Annotated in this window: 15 protein-coding genes and 1 pseudogene; 9 read left to right on the forward strand and 7 right to left on the reverse strand. The window is 59.2% G+C overall.

Annotated elements, in window-relative coordinates; all coding sequences use genetic code 11:
• Window positions 1-5 precede the first annotated feature (5 nt).
• From BUB23_RS06235 to BUB23_RS06255, 5 genes are read right to left on the reverse strand one after another with little or no spacing between them, the layout of a single operon-like run.
• Complete coding sequence (locus tag BUB23_RS06235) at window positions 6-980, reverse strand: Bug family tripartite tricarboxylate transporter substrate binding protein (protein WP_073102255.1); 975 nt, start codon at window positions 978-980, stop codon at window positions 6-8.
• 39 nt (window positions 981-1,019) lie between these two features.
• On the reverse strand, window positions 1,020-1,820 hold the full coding sequence (locus BUB23_RS06240) for a crotonase/enoyl-CoA hydratase family protein (RefSeq protein ID WP_073102256.1): 801 nt from the start codon (window positions 1,818-1,820) through the stop codon (window positions 1,020-1,022).
• Window positions 1,821-1,846: 26 nt separating this feature from the next.
• Window positions 1,847-2,605, reverse strand: coding sequence for an enoyl-CoA hydratase/isomerase family protein (locus BUB23_RS06245; RefSeq protein ID WP_073102257.1), 759 nt, complete (start codon window positions 2,603-2,605; stop codon window positions 1,847-1,849).
• A 2-nt stretch (window positions 2,606-2,607) separates the two neighbouring features.
• On the reverse strand, window positions 2,608-3,819 hold the full coding sequence (locus tag BUB23_RS06250; protein WP_245801182.1) for a CaiB/BaiF CoA transferase family protein: 1,212 nt from the start codon (window positions 3,817-3,819) through the stop codon (window positions 2,608-2,610).
• 14 nt (window positions 3,820-3,833) lie between these two features.
• Window positions 3,834-4,808, reverse strand: a complete 975-nt coding sequence (locus BUB23_RS06255; protein ID WP_073102258.1) for a Bug family tripartite tricarboxylate transporter substrate binding protein — start codon at window positions 4,806-4,808, stop codon at window positions 3,834-3,836.
• A 131-nt stretch (window positions 4,809-4,939) separates the two neighbouring features.
• Here BUB23_RS06255 and BUB23_RS06260 point away from each other — a divergent pair, with 131 nt between their 5' ends.
• Window positions 4,940-5,827 (forward strand): LysR family transcriptional regulator, encoded by an 888-nt coding sequence (locus BUB23_RS06260; protein WP_245801183.1) that lies wholly within the window; start codon window positions 4,940-4,942, stop codon window positions 5,825-5,827.
• 323 nt (window positions 5,828-6,150) lie between these two features.
• On the opposite strand, the gene BUB23_RS06265 is transcribed toward BUB23_RS06260, so the two are convergent.
• Window positions 6,151-6,432, reverse strand: a complete 282-nt coding sequence (locus BUB23_RS06265; protein WP_073102259.1) for a peptidylprolyl isomerase — start codon at window positions 6,430-6,432, stop codon at window positions 6,151-6,153.
• Between the two features lie 68 nt (window positions 6,433-6,500).
• Here BUB23_RS06265 and BUB23_RS26425 point away from each other — a divergent pair.
• The 8 genes and pseudogenes from BUB23_RS26425 to kce form a co-directional block, all read left to right on the forward strand.
• Window positions 6,501-6,809: pseudogene (locus BUB23_RS26425) on the forward strand (Bug family tripartite tricarboxylate transporter substrate binding protein); the annotation flags it as partial.
• Between the two features lie 106 nt (window positions 6,810-6,915).
• Entirely contained in the window at window positions 6,916-8,397 is a 1,482-nt protein-coding gene (locus tag BUB23_RS06275) for an aldehyde dehydrogenase (protein WP_073102261.1), read from the forward strand.
• 286 nt (window positions 8,398-8,683) lie between these two features.
• Window positions 8,684-9,928: a branched-chain amino acid ABC transporter substrate-binding protein gene (locus BUB23_RS06280; RefSeq protein WP_073102262.1), complete on the forward strand. Its 1,245-nt coding sequence runs from the start codon at window positions 8,684-8,686 to the stop codon at window positions 9,926-9,928.
• 22 nt (window positions 9,929-9,950) lie between these two features.
• Window positions 9,951-10,892: a branched-chain amino acid ABC transporter permease gene (locus BUB23_RS06285; protein ID WP_073102263.1), complete on the forward strand. Its 942-nt coding sequence runs from the start codon at window positions 9,951-9,953 to the stop codon at window positions 10,890-10,892.
• 4 nt (window positions 10,893-10,896) lie between these two features.
• Window positions 10,897-12,180 (forward strand): branched-chain amino acid ABC transporter permease, encoded by a 1,284-nt coding sequence (locus tag BUB23_RS06290; protein WP_073102264.1) that lies wholly within the window; start codon window positions 10,897-10,899, stop codon window positions 12,178-12,180.
• Window positions 12,177-12,932 (forward strand): ABC transporter ATP-binding protein, encoded by a 756-nt coding sequence (locus tag BUB23_RS06295; protein ID WP_073102265.1) that lies wholly within the window; start codon window positions 12,177-12,179, stop codon window positions 12,930-12,932. Before BUB23_RS06290 ends, BUB23_RS06295 begins: the two co-directional genes overlap by 4 nt.
• Entirely contained in the window at window positions 12,929-13,648 is a 720-nt protein-coding gene (locus BUB23_RS06300; RefSeq protein ID WP_073102266.1) for an ABC transporter ATP-binding protein, read from the forward strand. The genes BUB23_RS06295 and BUB23_RS06300 overlap by 4 nt, the downstream gene beginning before the upstream one ends.
• A 46-nt stretch (window positions 13,649-13,694) precedes the next feature.
• Window positions 13,695-14,636 (forward strand): 3,5-dioxohexanoate:acetyl-CoA acetone transferase, encoded by a 942-nt coding sequence (kce, locus tag BUB23_RS06305; protein ID WP_073102267.1) that lies wholly within the window; start codon window positions 13,695-13,697, stop codon window positions 14,634-14,636.
• A gap of 3 nt (window positions 14,637-14,639) precedes the next feature.
• Here kce and BUB23_RS06310 read toward each other — a convergent pair whose 3' ends face one another.
• Window positions 14,640-15,431 (reverse strand): SDR family oxidoreductase, encoded by a 792-nt coding sequence (locus tag BUB23_RS06310; RefSeq protein ID WP_073102654.1) that lies wholly within the window; start codon window positions 15,429-15,431, stop codon window positions 14,640-14,642.
• Between the last annotated feature and the right edge of the window lie 7 nt (window positions 15,432-15,438).

Below are 15,438 nucleotides of genomic sequence, written 5' to 3' on the forward strand. Positions count from 1 at the left end.
TTCCGTTATGGTTTTTCGATGCCGGCCACCTCGGCGGCTTCCGACCATTTGGCGATTTCCGCGATCTGGTATTTGTGCAGCGCTTCCGGCCCCGTAGGGAAAGACTCCCAGTTGGTCGACGCAAGGAATTCCCGAGTCCTGGCGTTTTCGTAGATGGACACCATTGTGTCGCTGAGCCTCTTGATCACTGATGCGGGCGTACCTTTAGGCGCGAATGCGGAAGTCCAATTGATCATGTCGAAACCGGTGAACCCGCTTTCGCCCAGCGTCGGCGTGTCGGGCGCACTCACCAGGCGATCGGCGCTTGTCACGGCAAGCAGACGCAATTTTCCGGACTGTATGAATGGAACCAGCGCGGCGTAGTCGCCGAAAGCGAAATTGACTTGATTGCCCGCCAGGTCCGTCAAGGCTTGGGCGGCCCCTTTGTAGGGAATATGAATAGCCTTGGCTCCGGCCATGGATAGAAATAGCTCCGTGGTGATCTGATACGCGGCGCTTCCGGAAGCGTAATTCAAGGTGCCCGGCTTTTGCTTCAACGCTTCGACAAGATCGCCGACCGACCGATATGGCGCGCTTGCCGGGACGGCGAGGCCCATGGCGCCGCGGGCTAAACGGGCCACCGGCGCGAAGTCGTTCAGCGGGTCGTATGGCAGTTTTTTGAATACTGCGGCGTTGACGGTCATTGCCGACGACCCTGAAATCAATAAGGTGTAGCCATCGGGCGCTGACGCGGCAACCATGTTCGCCGCGATAAAGCTGTTGCCTCCGGGTCGATTCTCGACGATGACCGGCGACTTCAGCGCGGCTTCCATTTCACGGGCGAGGTAGCGCGCCGTGTTGTCGGTGCCGCTACCGGGAGAGAATGGAACGATCAGGCGGATAGGCTTGTTCGGGAAATCATCCGCCGCGAGGCTGAGGGCCGGACCCGCCAGTACAATGGCGCCCACAGAGGCAATAAAAAATCGACGCAATACATTCATGTCTTCTCTCCTTTTTTATATCTGATCGGTATATTGGCGTTAACGGCCGGCAAAGTTGGCCGGACGCTTCTCTAATAGCGCGGCAATTCCTTCCGCGTGGTCCTCGGTATGGTGCGATAGCGTCTGGTATAGACGTGAGAGCTCAAGCAGGCCTTCCAGGCGCTGGTGCAAGCCCTCGCGAATAAGCCGCTTGGTGAACCGCAATTGATACGGCGGGTTCACTGCGATCCGATTGGCCATTTCGAGGGCGGCCTCGAGCAGCGTATCCGCCGGCACGACGCGAGATACCAAGTTCCATTGCAGCGCGGTTTGCGCGTCCAAAGGCTCACCGGTAAATGCCATCTCATAGGTGCGCGCAAGGCCCACTATCCTCGGCAGAAACCATGAACCGCCGTCGCCAGGAATGATGCCCAGCTTGACGAAGCTTTCCGCGAAGCGCGCGTTATCCGCCGCAATGCGGATATCGCACATGCACGCCAAATCGCAGCCGGCGCCAATTGCCGCGCCATTGACCGCCGCGATCAAGGGCACATCGAGGCGCGCCAAGGCGAGCGGAATGCGCTGTATTCCGGTCACATACTTGCCGGGGATTCCAGCCGCGGCGCCGCTGCCGGGACCGTAATCGGCCAGCATCTTCTTGATATTTCCACCAGCGCAAAACGAAGGCCCATTGCCGGTGAGGATGGCCGCGCGAACGGACAGGTCGGCATTCAGGTCATTGACCAGGTCTTCGAACTCCTGGAATTGGTCCGCATCCGTCAGTGCGTTGCGCTCTTCCGGCCGGTTCATCCGGATGATGCAAACATTAGCGATGCGCTCGGTGTCCAGAAATTTTGTCATTTAATACTCTCTCAAAACATTGGTGATTAGCGCCCGGTCCAACGAGGCGCGCGCTTTTCGCGGAAGGCCAATACGCCTTCGTCCGCGTCTTCCGATTGGTAGACTGGTTCCATGATATGGAATGCGGTCCTTAGCGCGGCCGCGCGTCCCATTTCTGCGGACGCATAGACCATTTCTTTGCAGGCGGCGGCGCTAAGAGGCGCTGTCGCGACGATCGCTCGCGCGAGCTCCATCGCCTTTGCCATGAGTTGCGCGGTCGGGACCACATGATTGACGAATCCGATCTCGGCGGCGCGATGGGCCGCGATGGGGTCGCCCGTAAGCAAAAGCTCGAGCGTCATCTTTTGTGGGATGACGCCGGCCAGCCAGGCTGCCCAGGCCGGTCCGCGTCCGACTTTCGACTCAGGCATTCCGAAAACGGCGTGGTCGGCGGCGACGACCAGATCGCACATCTGCGCAAAAAACCACCCGCCGCCGAGTGCGGATCCGTTTACAGCTGCGATGACCGGCTTGGCGACAGTCACGTTATCGCCCAATATTGGCAGAAACGTTTTCTGGCTGATTTCAGTGTCCTCAGAAAGGTCGCGTCCCGCGCTAAAGCTGCGGTCCCCGGCCCCGGTCAGTATCGCGACGCGCAATGCCGGGTCCGTTTCAAAGCGGGACCAAGCGGCCAACAAGCCTTCGCGCATGGCCAGATTGATGGCATTGCGTTTCTCGGGACGATTCATCGTAATGACGGCGATCTGGCCGTCGATATCGAATTTCACTGCGGTTGATTCAAACATGACTAATCCGGTATCTGGTTATGGGCGGAATCAAGGGATGCCAGCACTGCATCGGTATGTTCACCCAGCACCGCCGGCGGAGCAGTGGCGCGGGCGGGAGTGCGGGACATATGGATCGGCGTGCCAACGCTGCGAATATTCCCAAAAATATCGTGCTGCGTGGAGACAACGCATTTCCTGGCTTGCACCTGCTCATCCGCGAACACCTCTGCGATCGTGTTGATGGGGCCGCAGGGAATGCCTTCAGGCAGCAGGAGATCAAGCCAATGCTGGCGCGAGGCGGTTTCGAATCCCCGGCGAATGAGCGGCATCAGGTCGTCCTTGTATCGAACACGGTGCTCATTGGTGCCAAAGCGCGGGTCTGTCGCGATCTCCGGCAGGCCGAGGTGCTTGCAAAGGCGGATGAACTGCCTATCATTTCCTACCATCAACATCAGCGGGCCGTCCGCGCATTGGACCGCGTCGCCGGGCACCACCGTGGGATGCTCGTTGCCGTGGCGCCCCGGCAGCTCGCCAGACTCGAGGTAATTCGCCGCAAGAGTCGAGAGCGTCGATACCTGGACATCCAGCAGGGATATGTCCAGATGCTGCCCTTGGGAACTGCGGTCGCGTTCCCGCAAGGCCATCAGGATTCCGTTGCATGCGTATACGCCCGTCATCAAATCGATGATGGGAATGCCGGTCTTTTGAGGACCGCCGCCGGGTTTGCCGTCGGGCTCGCCCGTCACGCTCATCATCCCGCCCATTCCCTGGACGATCGAGTCATAGCCGGGACGCGACGCATAGGGTCCCGTTTGGCCGAAACCGGTGATGGAGCAGTAGATCAGCGCTGGATGGATAGCCGAGAGGCTGGCGTAGTCAAGTCCGAACCGCCGCAAGGCGCCCACTTTGAAATTCTCGATAAGGACATCGCTTTCCAGTATCAGAGCGCGGATGGCGTTCAAGTCCTCCGGGTTGTCCAGGTCCAGGCAGACCGATTTTTTGCCCCGGTTCGCACAACAGTAATAAGCGGAAACGCGTTGCTTGCCGTCGGGCGATACATAGAATGGCGGACCCCAGGCGCGGCTGTCGTCTCCGCTGCCTGGACGTTCGATCTTGATGACCTCGGCGCCGAAGTCGGCCAGCATTTGCGCGCACCAGGGGCCGGCCAGGACGCGAGACATGTCCAGGATCTTGATGCCGGCGAGCGGCAGCGTATGGTTTTCAACTGTCACGGGGCTTCCTTTGTTCAACTGGCGGAAATTCTGGCCTTGGCGACCACATCGCCCCACTTGTCATACTCCGCCTTGATGAACTGCCGGCACTCGGCCTGGCCGCCGCCTACGACGCTATTGCCCTGGTCTTGCAAGGCCGTGCGCAGCGCGGGAACCTTCATCGTTTTAATCAGGCTTGCTTCCAGCGCATTGATGATATCGGGCGGGGTTCCGGCCGGTGCGAACAGGGCCTGCCATGTCTCGGAGGAGAAGCCTGGCAGCCCCGATTCGCTTATGGTCGGCAAATCGGGCAGGCGGCTCGACCGCTCGGTGCCGGCGCTGGCGATGGCCTTCACTCTTTTGGATTCGATATACTGCCTGCAGGCGGAGATCGTCGTGAACATGACTTGAGTATTCCCCGCGATCAAGTCGGCCAACGCGGGGGCGTCGCCCTTGTATGGGACATGGATCAGGTCGACCTCGGCCATGCTTTTGAATAATTCTCCCGAAAGGTGGAATGGGCCGCCCGTGCCAGAGGACGCATAATTCAACTTGCCAGGATTCGCTTTCAGGTACTTGATCAATGCCGCCACGTCATCCGCTGGTACAGACGGGTTGACCAGCAGCACGACGTCGTTCTTGACCAGAAGGCTAATGGGCTGGAAATCGTTGAATGGGTCATATGGCACCGACTCCAAATGGGGCGCGATCGTGATGGGTCCGATACCGCCCAACAGCAAGACGTACCCGTTAGGCTTGGCCTGCGCCACGGCATTTGTCCCAATGCGGCCGTTGGCTCCAGCCCGGTTATCGATGATCACCGGCTGCCCGAGGGCGCTCTGCAAATGCTGTGCGATCACTCGCGCAACATTGTCGGTCGCCCCGCCGGGGGAGTAAGGAACAATCAGAGTGACGGGGCGTGTTGGATAAGTGGTCTGCGCGCCAGAAATGGTAGGCAAGGCTATCGTCGCCAGCAGTCCCAGGGACTGGAGTGCTTCTCTTCGGTTCATGGTGTCTCCCTATTCTTGCCTCCGGAAATCCGCGGCAATGCTTTGATTAAGCGAAGTGTACGTAGGCGCTTGATATAGCGTCTAATACTAAAAACGAATTCGGTCTATATGAAAAAAAAATGGGAGAGGGTATGGAGTTGCGACAGATTCGATACTTTGTTGCGGTGGCGGAGGAGCAGAGCTTCAGCCGCGCCGCAGAGCGACTGCATATTTCTCAGCCGCCGCTGTCACAGCAGATCAAGAGTCTGGAAGATGAGTTGAATGTCCAGCTTTTTCGCCGCTTGCCGCGTGGCGTCACGCTAACCGCCGCGGGGGAGGTGCTGCTCAAGTCATGCCGGACAATTCTGGCGCAGGTACGTATGGCGGCCCAGGAAACCTCGCAAGCTGCCGCCGGGATGAAGGGCACAATACGGATGGGTACGGTGAGCTCCGCCCTAATTTATATATTGCCGCAAATATTGCGCCATCTTTCGGACAACATGCCCGACATCAAGATCGAGTTTGTAGAGATGAGCTCGCGTGAGCAAACACAGGCTGTGCTGCGTGATGACCTGGATATCGGATTGGTCCACACGCCAATCGACACTACAGGGCTGCTGACTCATCAAGTATTTCGCGAGGAGTTCTGCGCCGTTCTTCCGCCAGGGCACCGTCTTGCCTCCCACGATACGATTCCTCTGGAAAGTCTGGCGAACGATGAGTTCGTATTTTTCCCGCGGACGCTTGCTTCGGGGCTGTTCGACAAAATGGTGTCCCTGTGCATGAAGGCTGGATTCAGCCCGCAAATTCACCATACGGCGCGCCATCAGGCCACCATACTCAGGATGGTCACCATGGGGCTGGGGGTGACTGTCGTTCCGGGCTCATTGCAGCAGATCTACCGCGGCGATGCCACGTTCTGCCGGCTATCCGGGGCGCCCGAATACGTCGAAATGTGCGTGGTGTGGCGAGCTGGCGAACCCTCCGTCCTGACCCAGAGCGTGGTTGCAAGCGTGCAGTCGCGGTTTCGGCCGGCCTGATCGCTCGTCTGCGCAAACCCGGGCCCGGCGGGTCAAATGGCTGGATCTGCACAATCTCCTGGGCATCGCCATTACCTGCTGGCTGCTTGTCGTTGGCGCGCGGCGCGGCGCCATGCGGGCGCATCTGCAGGCGCTGCGGGCGGCCTCCATCGCGGCAAAGAGGCGGTGCGGCGGCGCCGCCTGGCGTGTGGCTGCGTGGCTGCGTGGCTTTGCCTGTTGCTGCCTGTGGCGGTCATCGGCTTCTATGCGCGAGTTCTCTTCGAGCGCTCGCGCCCAGGGTGCCGCGCGGGCCGCGGATGAACCGCGGACCGGTCTGGCAGGAATCAGTCCTGGCGGCTGGTCACTTCAACGAGGTGATACCCGAACTGGGTTTTCACCGGTCCCTGCACCACGTTGACGGGTGCGCTGAACACCACTTCATCGAATTCCTTGACCATTTGGCCTGGGCCGAAGGTGCCCAGCTCGCCGCCTTCACGGCTGGAGGGGCAGCTTGAATTTTCCTTGGCGACTTGCGCGAAATCTGCGCCGCCTTCAATAGCGGCTTTGAGCTCGTTGCACTTTTCTTCAGTGGATACGAGGATATGACGGGCTGCGGCTTGTGCCATGAGTAATACTCCTAGAAAACGGATCTGACAGAGTAACTTAAAAAAGGAGATCCCATCAAAGGGCTGTTGCAATCACCAGCGCGACCAGGTCCTCGAGGTTTCCCGATCTTCCTACCATTGCAGAGTCGGGATATCCGGGTTTCAACGTAGCGCCCTGGTTCGGAATATTTGGACCTGCCGGGGTGCCAAAGCAGATTGTCGATAAGATCAACCATGATGTTATCGTCTTGCTGGATAGCGCAGCGGTCAAGGACAGCCTTTCCCGGCAAGCCGCCGAGCCACTGAAGAGAACTCCCGAGCAGTTGGGGGAGATGCTGCGCGACGATATCAAGAAGTGGGCCGTAGCCGTTGAGAAATCCGGTGCCCGTGTCGATTGACCTGTTTGTCCCGGTGGCGCGGCGGCCTCTTGTCCGAGAATTAGGTATAAATTGACACTGATCACACGTTTCAAATAAATGGAACTTGACGACAAGGAAGACGGATATGAAGACCTACAATCACTTTATCAATGGCCAGTATGTCGAGCCTATCGGGAAGAAGTGGATAGACAGTGTTGATCCATATACAGGAAAGCCCTGGGCCCGGATCCCGCAGGGATGCGCGCAAGACGTGGATGCGGCTGTCGCGGCGGCTTCAAAAGCCATGCGCGAGGGTCCCTGGGCCGCGATGACGGCGACGGATCGGGGCAAACTCATGCTGCGCTTGGCCGAACTCGTGACTGACAACGCCGAACGGCTGGCCGAGATCGAGGTTCGCGACAATGGCAAGTTGATGGCTGAAATGCGCGGCCAACTGAATTACCATTCCGAATGGTGGCGATATTACGGCGGGCTGGCCGATAAAATCGAAGGCGCCGTCATGCCGATCGACAAACCTGACATGATGGCATTCACGGGGCACGAGCCTGTAGGTGTCGTGGGCGCCCTGACCGCCTGGAACTCCCCATTGCTGTTTGTCGCCTGGAAGTGCGCTCCGGCCATCGCTGCCGGATGTGCCGTCGTATTGAAGCCCTCGGAGTTTGCCTCGGTTTCCACGTTGGAATATGCGGCGCTGACTCGCGAGGCTGGCTTTCCCGATGGTGTATTCAACGTTGTCACCGGCTATGGGCAGGAAGCGGGCTCTGCTTTGGTTGATCATCCTGATATCGCCAAAATCACCTTCACCGGATCGGACGCCACGGGTGCGCGTATTTATGCGCAGGCCGCCAAGACAATGAAACGGGTGTCATTGGAGCTGGGCGGCAAGTCGCCCAACATCGTATTTGAAGACTGCGACCTGGATAAGGCGGCCGCTGGCGTTGTTTCGGGAATTTTCGCGGCAACGGGGCAGACATGTATCGCGGGTTCACGGCTTCTTGTCCAAAATTCAATCAAGGAAGAATTCACCAAGCGGGTCGCGGCGCTCGGGGCATCGGCTCGTAAAGGGAATCCGATGCTGGCGGAGACGAATATTGGCCCGGTCACCACCCCGGCACAGTACCAGAAGATACTCAGCTATATCGAGATCGCCAAAGGAGAAGGCGCGCGTTGTATCCTGGGCGGCGGGCCGGCTACCTCGCCGGAATTGACTGGCGGTCAGTTTGTCGAGCCGACGATTTTTTCAGATGTCACGCCTCAAATGCGTATTGCCCGGGAAGAAGTCTTTGGCCCCGTCCTCTCGATCATAGGATTTGAAGACGAGGCTCAAGCCATCGAGTTCGCAAATGACACCATATACGGTCTTGCGGCTGGCGTGTGGACTGAAAATATCGGTCGGGCGATCCGGATGTCGAAAGCGCTCAAAGCAGGAACCGTCTGGGTGAATACGTATCGGGCGATCAGTTACATGATGCCATTTGGCGGCATGAAGCAGTCGGGAATTGGAAGGGAAAGCGGCATCGATGCGATCCGCGAGTTTCTTGAAACGAAGAGCACCTGGATTTCCTATGGGCAGGGCGCGCCGGCCAACCCATTCATCATGAGATAGAGGCAGGGGCCCAGGCGGACAGAAGGCCGCCAGGCCTTGGCTGTGCTGCGGTGCGCCGCAAAACCCTGCGGACCCATCAGGGTAACTACTGATTCTCGATGTCCTCAATAGACACCGAGCCGTCCTCTTTTGATCTATTGCAAAGACACCGGTGTCTTTAACATCTGGCTGACTAGCCGATTCAATACTCGTATCCTCCAGCGCCTGCCGCGAAGCCCGTTGCGGCTCTGCTGGCGCGCAGCGGGAAAGGGTATGCGGCAATCACAAGCACACCAGGAGACACGCGATGAAATTGCATCACACCCTTACTTGCACTCTGTCCTCGAGCCTATTGCTGGCATCCACGCTGGCTGTGGCCGCGCCGGTCAAGATCGCCGTCCTGGAGACGCTGTCGGGCCCCCAGGCCTCCACCGGCTTGACATATCGCACCGCCGCGCGCTACGCGGTGGACAAGATGAACGCGGACGGGGGATGGAACGGCGAAAAGGTCCAACTCGTCGAATATGACAACCAGGGCGGTCCAGCGGGAGCGGCCGACAAATTGAGGGCTGCGATTGCCGATGGCGTGCAGATCATCGTGCAGGGCGCGTCCTCGGCGATCGGCGGGCAGATCACGGAGGACATACGCAAGCACAATCTGCGCAACCCCGGAAAAGAGCTTATCTACCTGAATGTCGGCGCCGAGGCATTGGAGCTGACCGGGCAGAAGTGCCAGTTCTATCACTTTCGCGTTGCCGGCAATGCGCAGGTGCGCGTCAAGGCGCTGATTGCCGGCATGAAACAGGCGGATGCATTGGGCGCGCGCGTTTACTCCATCAACCAGAATTACTCATGGGGGCAGGACATGGAGCAGGCGATCGTCGACAATGCGGCGGCGGGCGGCTACCAGGTCGTGGAAAAGACGCTCCATGACGTCAACAAGGTGCAGGACTTCGCGCCATACGTCAACAAGATTGCCGCGACCAATGCCGATACGGTCATGACGGGGAACTGGTCCAATGACCTGCTGCTGTTGATGAAGGCGACCAAGGCCGCGGGCCTGAAGGCGCGGTTCGGCACGGTATACCTGGACCAGCCGGGCAATATTGCCAACGCCGGCGACCTGGCCCTTGGCCATTTTGTCGTGCAGGCCTTCAACGCTGAAGCGGCCGGCGCCGCGGGCGCAGCCTTTGTCGACGACTATAAAGCCAAGGCGGGCCATGCCCCGTCTTTCATCGAGCCTCAAACGGTATTCGGCCTGATGATGGTCGCCGAGGCAATGGGCCGGGTCAAGCCCCAGGACGGCAAGCTCAATGTACAGGCGCTTGCCCGCGAGCTAGAAAAGACATCGATCGAAACCCCGATGGGAAAAGTCAGCATGCGTCCCGAGGACCATCAGGCTTTAATGCCCATGGTGGTCTCCATGGCCTCGAAAGACGCTAGCTACAAAGTGGACGGCACGGACCTCGGCTTCAAGCCCGTCAAGACGTTCAGCGCCGATGAAGCTGCCACGCCAGCGCAGTCGACATGCAAAATGCAACGACCCGGCTGAGCGAAGGGCGGGTGGGATTCCTATGGAACATCTTTATATTTCGCTCTTGAATGGCGTCATCTATGGCCTGCTGCTGTTCATGGTGTCGGCGGGCCTGACCCTGATATTCGGAATGATGGGCATACTCAATTTCGCCCACGCCTCCTTCTACATGCTGGGGGCCTATTTCGCCTATGCTTTGCAGGACGCCCTGGGGTTCTGGGGAGCGCTCGTCGTCTCGCCCTTGCTCGTAGGGCTGATAGGCATCGTGGTCGAGCGCTATATTCTGCGCCGGGTCCATCATTACGGACATGCGCATGAGCTGCTGATCACGTTCGGCCTGTCTTTCATTATTGCCGAACTGATAAAACTGTTTTTCGGCAATTATCCGGTCAATTACCGGATCCCGGGCGATCTGGATTTTTCGGCTTTCACGCTGGGCAGCTTGAATTATCCCGCCTATCGCGTCTTCATGGGCGTGGTTGCAATATTGATGTTCATTGCCATCTACCAGCTGCTGACGCGCACGCGTGTGGGAATAGTGGTCAGGTCGGCCCTCTATCGCCCAAAGATGGCAGAGGCGCTGGGGCACAACGTTCCATTGGTCTTCATGGGTGTTTTTGGCGTAGGCGCCGCGCTGGCAGGTCTGGCTGGCGCCGTGGCCGGCGCGTTCTATACGACTAATCCGAACATGGCGCTCGAGCTGGGCGTGCTGGTCTTCGTCGTGGTGGTCGTCGGCGGCTTGGGGTCGCTGGGCGGCGCAATGGCGGCATCGCTATTGATAGGAGTGGTGACCGCCATCGCCGTCGGGATCGACGCGACGCTGACAGACCTGTTCGCGCTATTTGGCGCGCGCGCATGGGCGGAACAGATGGGAGGAATTTTCGCGCTGAAAGTGTCCAGTCTGGCTGCGACCATACCGTTTGCACTGATGCTTCTTGTACTGCTCGTGCGTCCGAACGGACTGATGGGCGGCAAAGGGTAAAGCCATGAAGACTAGGATTCTAATTGCCGGCGCGGGCCTGGGCTTGCTGGCGCTGGTTCCCTTCGCGCTATCGCAGGGGCTGGTGAATGCGGCGATTCCCATGTTGATCGCCGCGCTGTTTGCATGTGCCTACAATTTGCTGTGCGGGCAGGCGGGCATGCTGTCGTTTGGACATGCGGCCTATTTTGGCGTAGGGGCGTTTGCGACCATCCATGCGATGAACGCGCTCGGCGGCGCGGGTTTATTGCCTACGCCATTGATGCCGCTTGCCGGGGCCGCGGGCGGCCTGGTTTTCGGCGCGATAGCGGGCTGGTTCGCCACGCAGCGCACAGGGGCCTACTTCGCCATGATCACCCTGGCCATTGCCGAACTCCTTCACGCCATGGCGCCGCATCTGAAAGACGTCTTCGGCGGCGAGGCGGGCTTGTCCGCAATGCGCATGCCGGCCTGGGGCTTCACATTCGGGACAACGAACGAGGTCTACTATCTGACGCTCATATGGGTTGCGCTGTCCTTGATGCTGCTGTATTTATTGACGTTTACCCCGCTCGGGCGCCTTGCGCTTGGCGTGCGCGAGAACAGCCACCGGCTGAACTTTCTCGGCTATGACGTTCATCGCATCAACGTGCTGATCTTCGCCATTTCGGGCATGTTCTCGGGCGTTGCGGGCGGCCTGCAAGTCATCAGCAACGAAGCCGCGAACTACGTGATCTTCGATCCCTCGCTGTCGGCGGCGGTCGTCCTCAATACGTATATCGGGGGAATCAACGTGTTCCTGGGGCCGGCCCTGGGCGCCGCGCTGATGACGTTTTTTGGCTATGCGGTTTCGGACATGACGCAATCCTGGATGCTGTACCAGGGCCTGCTTTTTGTCCTGGTCATGATGTTCATGCCCGCGGGCTTGAGCGGGCTGGGCGCGCTGGCGGCCCGTTTTGCGAAGCGCTATGGAATCAGGGCGGTCGCGCCCGCCGCCTTTCTATATTTGACTGCCTTCTCCAGCTTCGCCGCGGCTTGTATCTTCCTGACGGAATTGATACGGCGGATTTTCGCGCAGGACTATATGGCTATCGCCAAAGCGGCCGGCGCCAGCGGTCTACCGGCAATAACGCTCTTTGGATGGAATTGGCCGCCCTCGGGCATAGTCACTTGGGCGGTGCCTATCGCCCTGGCGCTGCTGGGAATCGCATGCTGGAAATTCGCGAATGCCAGCATAGGCGGCCTGGCGCAAGCCAGTCCAGGCGCGGACGGCGGCGCCATCGAACCCACCCCGGAGCAGGAATCCGTATGACGCATCCGGTTTTGACGCTACGCGATCTGCGCAAGTCCTTTGGCGCCACCGAGATTATCCGCGGCGTCAGCCTGTCGGTTTTATCCGATGAGCGCCACGCGATAATAGGCCCCAACGGGGCGGGAAAATCGACGCTTTTTCATTTGATTTCGGGCAATCTGAGCGCGAATTCCGGCGAGATATCGTTGGATGGGCAGCCCATCACGGGGAAAAGCCCGCAATCCATCAATCGCCTGGGGCTGGCCAGGTCTTTCCAGATCACCAATATTTTCCCGCGGCTTACCGTGTACGAAAACATAAGAATGGCCGTCATGCGGGCGCACGGCCTGCAGTATTGCTTTTGGCGGTTCGTCAATGCCAACAAGAAGGTTAGGCAGCAAAGCGAGCAGTTGCTGGAGCTCGTGCGGCTATGTCCCCGCGCCTCCACGATAGCCGGAGAGATGTCCTACTCGGAACAACGCTCTCTCGAGATCGCCATGACGCTGGCGTCGGACCCTAAGGTCATTTTGCTGGACGAGCCCATGGCGGGCATGTCAAAAGAAGAGACCGGCTACACGAGCGCGCTGATCAAGGAAGTCACCGCGGGCAGGGCCCTTCTGATCGTCGAGCACGATATGGAAGTGGTCTTTTCCCTTGGCGACAGGATCAGCGTGCTGGTCTATGGCGAGGTGATCGCCACCGGAACGCCCGATGAAATTCGGCTCAATGCGGATGTGAAAGAGGCCTATCTTGGCGAGGAGGTGTCGGTATGAAGCCCGATGAGCCTTTATTGCGCGTCCGGGAACTGCACGCGCATTATGGAAAAAGCCACGTTCTGCGCGGGGTGTCGTTGGACCTGCGGGCCAAGGAGGTGGTCGCCCTGATCGGACGCAATGGCTCGGGCCGGTCCACGACGCTCAAGGCGATCATGGGACTGCTGCCGCCTTCGTCCGGCGCCGTCGAACTGCAAGGAAAATCCGTCGCCGGTTCGCGGCCATATGAAATCAGCAGGGCCGGAATCGCCTATGTCCCGGAGGAGCGCGATGTCTTCGCCAATCTGACCGTCGATGAAAACCTGAGAATGGGCGAGCAGCCCGGCACCGGGCAATCCTATGCCTGGACCTTCGATCAGATGTTCGCTTACTTCCCAAGGCTGAAGGAAAGGCGCAACACGCTGGCCGGTAGCCTCTCTGGCGGCGAACAGCAAATGCTCACAATCTGCAGATCGCTGTTGGGCAACCCCAAAATCATGTTGATCGACGAGCCGACTGAAGGCCTGGCCCCGAAGATCGTGGCCGCGGTCGCGGACTGTATCCGGGACATACATCAAAAAGGCGTGTCCGTGATTCTGGTCGAGCAAAAACTTGCCATTGCATTGAAGGTCTCGACGCGCGTACTCGTCATGGGGCAGGGCCGCATCGTGTACGAGGGGACGCCGCGGGACGTGGCGGACAATGACCAGCTTCTTGCGGACTGGCTTGCGGTGTAAGCCCGCGCCCTATTTATCCCTATACGGACGCCAAGAGTAAACTGAAATGAGTCAAACGAAAGATAAAGTCATCATTACCTGCGCAGTGACGGGCGGTGTGCATACCCCGTCCATGTCGCCCTACCTTCCGCTCACGCCGGAACAGATCGCAGCCGACGCGATCGCCGCGAGCAAGGCCGGCGCAGCCATACTCCACTTGCATGCCAGGGACGCCGCCGACGGCCGGCCCACGCCGGATCCGAGGGTCTTCGAGCAATTCGTCCCGCGGATCAAGGCTTCCACGAATGCGGTGATCAATATCACTACGGGCGGCAGCACCCGGATGAGCCTGGAAGAACGCCTTGCCTATCCGCTTATCGCCGGGCCGGAGATGTGCTCCCTGAACATGGGGTCGATGAACTTTTCCATCCATCCGGCGGCGCGCAAGATCGAGCACTGGAAGCATGAGTGGGAAAAACCGTATATCGAGGGCATGGAAGATATGATCTTCCGCAATTCTTTCAAGGACATCAAACATATCCTCCACGTATTGGGCGACAGGCACGGAACCCGCTTCGAGTTTGAATGCTATGACCTGGGCCACCTGTATAACCTCGCCCACTTCGTGAACGAAGGCTTGATCAAGGCGCCCTTGTTCATCCAGTGCGTATTCGGGGTATTGGGGGGCATGGGGCCGGATCCCGAAAACCTGATACACATGCGCAGCACCGCCGATCGCTTGTTCGGCAGGGAAAACTATCGCTTTTCAGTCCTGGGAGCCGGCCGGCACCAGATACCGCTTTCGACCATGTCGGCGCTGATGGGCGGGAACATCCGCGTGGGGCTGGAGGACAGCCTGTTCCTTGCCAAAGGCGAGCTCGCCGCGTCCAGCGCCGACCAGGTCCTGAAGATCCGGCGGATATTGGAAGAGCTTTCCCTGGAAATAGCGACACCGGACGAGGCCCGGGCGATGCTGGGATTGAAGGGCGGCGATGCCGTAGGCTTTTAAGTGTCAAAGGTACTCGACGTTGCCATCGACGCTGATGGCCTGCCCTGTGATGTTCATCGCCGCGGGCGTGGACAGGAACAATGCCATCGCGGCCACGTCTTCCAGTGTCACCATCCGGCGCAGTGATATCTTGTCCAGGTACTGCTGGCGCATGGCCTCATCGCTGATGCCGAGCACCTTGGCCCTCTCGGATATCACGCGGCTCATGCGATCGCCGGCCACCACACCGGGCAGAATCGCGTTCACCCGCACATTATCGGGCCCCAGCTCGCTGGCCAGGGACTTCATGAGGCCGACTATCGCCCATTTGGTCGCGGCATAGGGCGTGCGGAAAGGGTATCCCAGGCGCCCGGCCACGGACGACACGCTGACGATATTGGGATTACGGTCGGATGCCTTCAAATAGGGGACTGCTTTGCGCAGGAAATAGAATTGACTGTTGAGGTTTGTGGCAATGGTCTGTTCCCAGGCGGCTGCATCGAGGCTTTCGACGTTGCCCGTAGGTCCTGCAATGCCCGCGTTATTGACCAGGACGTCCAGGCCCTCCAGAACCGTGACAGCCTCGTCCATGATGCGATCCACGTCTTCCTGGATGCCGACATCCACGGCGGCGCCTTGCATGCCGGGATATTTCCGCTTCATCGCGTCGACGGCGGCCGCATCGATATCGCAAATATAGACATGGGCGCCCGCGGCATGAAAACCGTCGGCTATCATGCCGCCTATTCCCGCCGCGCCCCCGGTTATCAAAACTTTCAGTCCAGCCGGGACTTTCAATCGATCGGCAATGCTCATCTTCATC

The sequence above is a fragment of the Pollutimonas bauzanensis genome, from assembly GCF_900129885.1.
Classification (GTDB): domain Bacteria; phylum Pseudomonadota; class Gammaproteobacteria; order Burkholderiales; family Burkholderiaceae_B; genus Pollutimonas; species Pollutimonas bauzanensis.

Coding starts and splice junctions, on each gene's coding strand:
- BUB23_RS06235 (WP_073102255.1), bottom strand. CDS start 980: ATGAATGTATTGCGTCGATTTTTTATTGCCTCTGTGGGCGCCATTGTA.
- BUB23_RS06240 (WP_073102256.1), bottom strand. CDS start 1,820: ATGACAAAATTTCTGGACACCGAGCGCATCGCTAATGTTTGCATCATC.
- BUB23_RS06245 (WP_073102257.1), bottom strand. CDS start 2,605: ATGTTTGAATCAACCGCAGTGAAATTCGATATCGACGGCCAGATCGCC.
- BUB23_RS06255 (WP_073102258.1), bottom strand. CDS start 4,808: ATGAACCGAAGAGAAGCACTCCAGTCCCTGGGACTGCTGGCGACGATA.
- BUB23_RS06260 (WP_245801183.1), top strand. CDS start 4,940: ATGGAGTTGCGACAGATTCGATACTTTGTTGCGGTGGCGGAGGAGCAG.
- BUB23_RS06265 (WP_073102259.1), bottom strand. CDS start 6,432: ATGGCACAAGCCGCAGCCCGTCATATCCTCGTATCCACTGAAGAAAAG.
- BUB23_RS06275 (WP_073102261.1), top strand. CDS start 6,916: ATGAAGACCTACAATCACTTTATCAATGGCCAGTATGTCGAGCCTATC.
- BUB23_RS06280 (WP_073102262.1), top strand. CDS start 8,684: ATGAAATTGCATCACACCCTTACTTGCACTCTGTCCTCGAGCCTATTG.
- BUB23_RS06285 (WP_073102263.1), top strand. CDS start 9,951: ATGGAACATCTTTATATTTCGCTCTTGAATGGCGTCATCTATGGCCTG.
- BUB23_RS06290 (WP_073102264.1), top strand. CDS start 10,897: ATGAAGACTAGGATTCTAATTGCCGGCGCGGGCCTGGGCTTGCTGGCG.
- BUB23_RS06295 (WP_073102265.1), top strand. CDS start 12,177: ATGACGCATCCGGTTTTGACGCTACGCGATCTGCGCAAGTCCTTTGGC.
- BUB23_RS06300 (WP_073102266.1), top strand. CDS start 12,929: ATGAAGCCCGATGAGCCTTTATTGCGCGTCCGGGAACTGCACGCGCAT.
- kce (WP_073102267.1), top strand. CDS start 13,695: ATGAGTCAAACGAAAGATAAAGTCATCATTACCTGCGCAGTGACGGGC.
- BUB23_RS06310 (WP_073102654.1), bottom strand. CDS start 15,431: ATGAGCATTGCCGATCGATTGAAAGTCCCGGCTGGACTGAAAGTTTTG.